Raw genomic sequence first — 6,693 nt, 5'->3', positions numbered from 1 at the left:
ACCGTCATATGTCCGCCGCTCCGCTAAACACGGGGGCTACGCGGCGGACACGCCGACGTCACCGCAATGCCACGCCATTTTGCAGAACTTGACGCACACAACTCAGCGAGATTGCCGCAATGATCCTGACGGCGGGCATGGTGTGAGGAAGGTGCAGCATCGTTTGTCTCCATCGATGGCGCCGCTCGCTCGTGGCGCAGCGGCGCGTTTGTTCCGGCAAGATCAGGCCATGATGCCGGCGCTGCCGCATCTGCCGCGCGGGGGAAGGCGGCAGCGGTCTGAACCGCCGCCGTCATCCGCGAGCGGCCGCGTCAGGGCGTTTTCGGCTTGATGAGCGTCTTTATCGGAACGGCGACTTTTGGAGGCCGGACCGTACTGGTTCCACCATCGACGGCCAGCCCGCCGCTGTTGAGATAGCGTACCGTATAGTGCAGCTCATAGCCGGGAACTCTGATCCATGTAGGCTTGGGATTGAACTGGTCCGGCGGCCTCGAATACCACTTCGGGATCTGCATGATCTTGGAACCGGCACCGAATCCCGCAGTCTTGGCCGCTACCGCGAAGGCGCTGTCTCTGGGGTCGTTCGGCGGCTGGTCGACATTGCCGATGACGACCAGCGAATCGTATTTTCGCGCGTCCAGCCGTACTGCGGGAAGGTTCAGCGCAGCCACGTCGCCTTCGCGCATCGTCAGCGCCTTCTGACGGCCATCCTCATTGGCATAGACGTTGAGGTTTATGGCCTCGGATTCCGCATAGACGATATTGTTGTGGAAGTCGCGGGCTGGCAGGCGTGTGAGGCTGTCGAAGGTCACTTCAACCGTCGGCGTGGCTATGGCGTCCGTCACCACCAGGTTGCGCCGCGGCACCGTCCAGAAGATGAGATCATCGCCGGTGGCCTGCGTGCCGGCATCGGAGCCGTCTATTGCCGAGCATTTCGAATTTGGAACCGGCGTCGTCACCGGCAGAGGTGCCGAAAACGAGCTCCGTACCTGAGCGTCGATGTAATTGCCGACGTTGAAAACGTCTTCGAGGATGTTGCCGCCCTCGAAGCTCGCCGGGCCGGGTTGCGAGCGGATGATGACCTGGCTGGAATCGGTCTGCCAGCCGCTGCAGAAGACGTTGACGTCTATGGGAATGCCGATGTGGCGGTCGGAGGTCACCGGGATCGAGACTTTGATGGTCAGGATGTAAGGAACTTTGACAAACCAGCTGTTTGGCTGGTTCAGCATCTGCGTCGCAAAGCGCGACGGCCGCCATTGCTTCAGCGATTCGATCGATGCGCGTGACGATCGTCCCTGGGCGGCCAGCTGTGCGTTGGTGGCGTCGACCTTGGCTTGCGCCAGGTTGCGGACGGTGTTGGTGATCAGGAACACGCCGAGTTCGGCTTTGCAGGGCCTGTTCGATTGTGTGGCGTTGCATGGGGCAAGTGCCGCACTGGGAACCGGCGGCCCCAAGGCGGCGGCTGGGCGGCCGCGGTGGCCGCCATCAGGCCGAAGAACAGCATCGTGCAGGTTTTCAACATGGTATCCTCGCTCTGTCGTTGGAAACCACCCTCCGGCTAGACAGCAGCATTTGTTCGATGGCGGTTCATCGCCCGCACGGGGGATGAACCGCGAAACATCGGGCCGGCCCAGCGACGTCGAGCCGCCGTCCTTTCGGATTGGATATCTACTGCTTCACGACGCCTTTGGTTGTCGCCTTCGGCGCGACGACCTTGGGCTTGGGGTTTTTCGGGCCGGGGTCAACTACCAATGCGGCCGTGCAGGAGCATTTGCCCGAACCGCAGTTCAGGTCGCCCTTGCACATTTTGGAATGCCGCATATCGGTGCAGTCGGCGGTCCCGGAGCAGGAGCAACTGCCTTGCCCAATCGTTCCGGACTGACATTTGAAGCTCCATGCCGGATCGGCGGCAAGGCCGGCCACAGCGAGCGATAAGGCAAAAAGCGTCGTCGAGATGAGCTTGCGCATGAATACCTCCCGGTTCTATCGAGCGATGGAACCACGAAGCAGCAACGCCTTCATCTCCCGCGCGGGGGACGAACTCGCATACCGGTGACGATCGTCAATGCTGTCCCTTCAGCACGACGAGATAGCCGCGTTCGACGCGAAGCCGGAACGCGATTTGCCCTGCAGTGCCGGGATCCTTGGAAACCTTGTCGATGACATGGCCGCTGGGATGCGAGCCAAGCCATTCTTCCGGTTTGTCGGTGGTTTCGAATGGCTTTTGCAACCGGGCCAGGAAGCCGACTTCGCCTTGATAGTCGAAAGCCACGGCCCAGTCCGCATCCTTTCGCTCGTCGATGAAGTTGGCGAGCGGCGTCAGATCATAGCGTTTGAACGCGGTTGCCGATGCCACCGCGTGGCCGATGCCGAAAATGACAAGCATGACGATGGCCGAGCTCTTCAGCCTGGCGAGCGGGATCTCCGCCATGAAATAGCCGAACAGGATGACCACGAACGGCAACATCGGCACGACATAATGAGGCTGCTTGCCGGATATCGCGCTGAACACCAGAAACACGGCAACGAACGAGAATGACAGCAGGCGCAAGGCGCGCAGATCCGGCGACTTCGCGTCGATCAGGTTGCGTAGCCGCGTGCGCAGCTTCAACCGCCACACCTCGGGTATGAAGATCCACGGTATGAACATGACCGGCAGCAGCAGCAGATAGAAATAGAACGGCCGGCCGTGCGAATTGCGCAAATTGCCGGTGACGCGCCCCGCCGACTGGTTCCAGACGAGATCATAAACGAAATTGCCTTTTGTCAGGATGGTCGCCGGCACCAGCCAGATCGCCACCGGAATTAGTGCGGCGAGCAGGGCCAGGCCCACTCCAGCGAGGAAGTTCGGTGTCGTCAGTCCCGCCCGCCCGTCGCGCCAGAACGGGTAGAACAGGATGGGCGCGCCGATATGGATCAGCACCACCGGGCCTTTCGTCAGCACGCCCATGCCGATGAACAGCCCGGCCAGAACGGCCTGCCAGCGGTTGCCGCTGCGGGCAAAGGCAATCAACGACAACAGCGCGGCGAGCACAAAGACCGTCAGCAACAGGTCGAACAGGATCAGCGTCGAATAGATGACGAACACGCTGCTTCCGGCGACCAGCCAGGGGATGCGCCGCGCGATGTCGTCGCGGCCCGGAAACAGGGTCTTTGCCAACGCCGTCGTCAGCCGGATGACGAGCGAGGAGGCGGCGAAGATGACCAGCATCGCCGCCGGCCGGCTGGCGCCGAAAATGTTCCAGACAAGGTCGATAAGCCAAAACAGCAGTGGCGGCTTCTGGAGATAGGGCGCGAAATTCATCGTCGGGACGAAGATCTGTCCGCTCAGATACATTTCCCAGGTGACGCTGAGATATCGCGTTTCGTCGACGGGCAGCAGTGGCCGGAAAGCGACCGCGATTACGATCAGCCCAAGCAGAAAGAGGTAGGGGAGCAGCCGCTCGGTAGATGTCGGTGTCAAAGATCGAGATCCGCGCCAGAAACCATTTTCATTCCAGCCGAGCATAGTGCCGCGTTTCTGGACCGCGAACGACCGCACCATGATTTTGGCCGAATTGCAACGATGCCGGTTTCGTTTCCCAGATTTTGCGGACGATGGTGTCAAAGGTTTGAAAAACTTACCGGCCGAGTCATTTGGACCACCGCCGATTCGAGGAATCTGCGCAAATCAACTGGAGCGCAACGGCGGTGACAATTCGCGCATCAACAGTTCGAGCTCGCGCTGATCGCCTGTACCGGTCTTGTCGAAGATCGTCGCCAGCTGCGACTTGACGGTGCCGTCCGAGACGCCGCCGGCCGCGGCGATTTCCTTTCGCGTCAGGCCGGCGGCAACGTGACCGGCGACTCGCCTTTCTGCCGCGGTCAGTCCGAACAGCGCCGCAATGGCGTCCAGCGCCGGGGTCGGTGTCGAACCGGCCGCGGCGATGAAGATCGCTGCGGCGGCGCGTTGCGAGATGCGCGCCGAGATTTCACGCCGCGCCAGCGGCATGACATGGGCCACCGCCGGAACGACCGTCCTGGCCAGGGGAATGTTGATGCCGCAAGGTCCGAGCGCGAATTCGTCGCGCGTGCCGAGCTGGACGGCACGGCCGATCGCGGCGTTGGCTTTGGCATAGGTGAAGGAAAGCTGTCCGCGCACGCAAGCAACCGAAATGTTTTCGGCGAGCAGCGCTTCGGCTGATGGATTGGCGAAGATGATGGTCATGTCTTCGGCGACGATCAGCACCGGATGGTCGAGGCTTTCGATGATGGAGCGGAAGATTTCGGCCTTGCGCCGCTCGGCCTCGAACAGGTCGCCGATGGTCACCGCGCGCCGCACATGCGGTGCCAACAGGCAGACAAGCTCGAGATCCTCGCGGGAAATCTGGCGCCTGTCCTTGTCGGTAACCACCATCAGCGTGCCGATCCGGGTCGGCCGCTTCATCAACGCCACCCAGAAGAAATCGTCCAGCCGGTTGGGTTGCACCCATTCGCGCACGATGCGGCTTTCGAGCCATCTCTGCCGGGTATCCGGACCTTGCAGGGCGTAGATCGAATCGACGGTGAACGGCACGTCGATCTCCATCTTGGGAACCGCCGCATAGAACGGCACTTGCGAGCCGTAGTCATGCTTCAACGGCTCAAGAACTGCGGGATCGCCGCAAGACACCGAAAACCGCGCGGAGCTGCTGATCGTGTCGATGACGGCGAGCATGGCAAGCTGGCCTTCCGCCAGGTTGCAGATGGCCTCGAGTGTCGCCTGCCAGCGGTCGACGTCGGCAATCGAATCGTAGATCGCCTCAACGACCTGCGGCAACGCGCGACCGGCCGTGCCCGCCAGCGATGACATGAGCCCCTCTCATTTGCCGCCCTTGAGGCGACGAAGCATCACCCCCTAGGATAACGCTGCGTAAGGTTGCCAACAACCCATTTCATCTGCTTCGTGGGGCACACGAAGATCGTATGACCGTTCGCATCCCCGCCAGCCATTTGCTCGTCGGTTGCGGCAAGACCCTTGCCTTCGCAATGCCGTGACGCCATAAGCAGGAACAGGCGCCGCAGCCGCCGCGAGGACTTGCTTCAAGGACTTGCCACGAGGATTTGGATGAAAACTTTCCTTCTGCAGTTTTTCACCTGGTGGAATAGCCAGACATTGGGAACGCGCTTCCACACCTGGCGGCACGGCAAGAAGGTCGGGCAGGACGAGGTCGGCAACGTCTACTATGAGGGCGGCGTCGATTCGGAAGGCCGCACCCGTCGCTGGGTCATCTACCGCAACTATTCGGAAGCCTCGGCGATTCCGCCCGGCTGGCACGGCTGGATCCATCATCGTGTCGACGTTGCGCCGCCAAGCGAAGACTACAAGCCACGCGACTGGCAAAAGCCGCATGTGCCGAACCTCACCGGCAGCCCCGCGGCCTATCGCCCGAAAGGCTCGGTGCTGACCAACCAGCATCGTCCGCAGGTGACGGGCGACTACGACGCCTGGACGCCTGGTTCGTGATCGATCGCCGCGACACGCGCGCGGTCCCCACGGGGGCGGTCCCCACGAGGGCGGTCCTTTGTCGCCACAATTGCTGTTTAGCTGTTTGCTGATCCGACAGCAGCAACTAGCCTTGGCGTTAAGAGAATCACCCGGGCGCAAACCACCGGACCTTGCATGAGCATGTTCAGCCGAATTTTGACGGGCGGATTAACCGCGGTCGTTCTCGCTTCTATGGTGGCGCTTGCTACTGCGCAGGAATTGGCGCCGCCTGCGCCGGACGCGTCGGTGGCGCCTGCAGCACCAGCAGTATCCGAGCGCATCACCAATCCCGTCGCTGAATTCGCCGGCATCGACAAGATCACCGGCCGTATCATCACCTTCGATGTCTACATCGACGAGACGGTGCAGTTCGGCGCTTTGCAGGTGACGCCGCGCATCTGCTATTCGCGGCCCGAAAACGAAGAGCCGAAGACGGATTCGTTCGTCGGGGTCGACGAGATCACGCTCGACCGGAAAATACGCCGTATCTTCACCGGCTGGATGTTTGCCGAAAGCCCCGGGATCAACGCCGTCGAGCATGCCGTCTATGATATCTGGCTGAAGGGCTGCAAGCAGAAGTCCGACGTGCCAGCACCCGCCGCCCCCAAAACCAACTAGAATCTGTCAGCGCGCGGCGGATACCGCGTCTTGCGGAACCGCCGTGTTGCCCGAGCGTTGGTGCCTCTCTACGGAGGAGGTTGCCATGATGATGGCCAACAAGAACGAACTTCTCGACATCGAAAGGGGATTCTGGAGCGGTGGCGCCGACTATTTCAAGGCCAATGCCGATACCGAATGCCTGGTGGCCTTCCCGCAGATGGCGCGGGTGATGAGCAATACCGATCTGGCCGCAACTGCCACGGACCCGAACCGCTGGCGCGATCTCGACATCGACCTCAAGGGCATCATCGAGCCGGGCAGCGACATCGTCATGCTGACCTACGAGGCGCGTGCGACGCGGCAAGATGGCGAAGCCTATGCGGCGCTGGTCAGCACCGGCTATGTCCACCGCGTCAATGGCTGGAAGATGATGTTCCACGCACAGACGCCGCTGGTGACGGCAGCAAAAGGCTGACCGGCCGCAAGAGTATCCGTGTTGGTCAAGGGAGAGATGGTGTCCAGGTCCGATTGTCCCTGAGTAGTGCGTTTGCGAGGATGATGAGCTTTCGCATGATGGCTGTGATGGC

General features: G+C 61.5%; 7 protein-coding genes. 3 read left to right on the top strand and 4 right to left on the bottom strand.

The features are described 5' to 3' along the window. Positions 1–311: 311 nt before the first annotated feature. From NKJ91_RS33065 to NKJ91_RS33050, 4 genes are all read right to left on the bottom strand, one after another. Positions 312–1,373: a hypothetical protein gene (locus tag NKJ91_RS33065; RefSeq protein ID WP_352458852.1), complete on the bottom strand. Its 1,062-nt coding sequence runs from the start codon at positions 1,371–1,373 to the stop codon at positions 312–314. Positions 1,374–1,668: 295 nt separating this feature from the next. Then, positions 1,669–1,968 (bottom strand): hypothetical protein, encoded by a 300-nt coding sequence (locus NKJ91_RS33060; protein ID WP_352458851.1) that lies wholly within the window; start codon positions 1,966–1,968, stop codon positions 1,669–1,671. A gap of 94 nt (positions 1,969–2,062) precedes the next feature. Further along, complete coding sequence (locus tag NKJ91_RS33055; protein WP_352458850.1) at positions 2,063–3,463, bottom strand: ArnT family glycosyltransferase; 1,401 nt, start codon at positions 3,461–3,463, stop codon at positions 2,063–2,065. A gap of 207 nt (positions 3,464–3,670) precedes the next feature. Continuing rightward, complete coding sequence (locus NKJ91_RS33050; RefSeq protein ID WP_352458849.1) at positions 3,671–4,831, bottom strand: helix-turn-helix transcriptional regulator; 1,161 nt, start codon at positions 4,829–4,831, stop codon at positions 3,671–3,673. A gap of 255 nt (positions 4,832–5,086) precedes the next feature. Here NKJ91_RS33050 and NKJ91_RS33045 point away from each other — a divergent pair, with 255 nt between their 5' ends. From NKJ91_RS33045 to NKJ91_RS33035, 3 genes are all read left to right on the top strand, one after another. Then, positions 5,087–5,485, top strand: coding sequence for an NADH:ubiquinone oxidoreductase subunit NDUFA12 (locus tag NKJ91_RS33045; RefSeq protein ID WP_352458848.1), 399 nt, complete (start codon positions 5,087–5,089; stop codon positions 5,483–5,485). Between the two features lie 156 nt (positions 5,486–5,641). Further along, positions 5,642–6,124, top strand: a complete 483-nt coding sequence (locus NKJ91_RS33040) for a DUF2155 domain-containing protein (protein WP_352458847.1) — start codon at positions 5,642–5,644, stop codon at positions 6,122–6,124. A gap of 88 nt (positions 6,125–6,212) precedes the next feature. Next, complete coding sequence (locus tag NKJ91_RS33035; RefSeq protein ID WP_352458853.1) at positions 6,213–6,581, top strand: hypothetical protein; 369 nt, start codon at positions 6,213–6,215, stop codon at positions 6,579–6,581. The last annotated feature ends 112 nt before the right edge of the window (positions 6,582–6,693 follow it).

The sequence above is a fragment of the Mesorhizobium sp. M0040 genome, assembly GCF_040323505.1.
Lineage (GTDB): Bacteria > Pseudomonadota > Alphaproteobacteria > Rhizobiales > Rhizobiaceae > Mesorhizobium.
The sequence above is the reverse complement of the archived record's forward strand: the minus strand, read 5'-3'. Positions and strand labels throughout refer to the sequence as shown.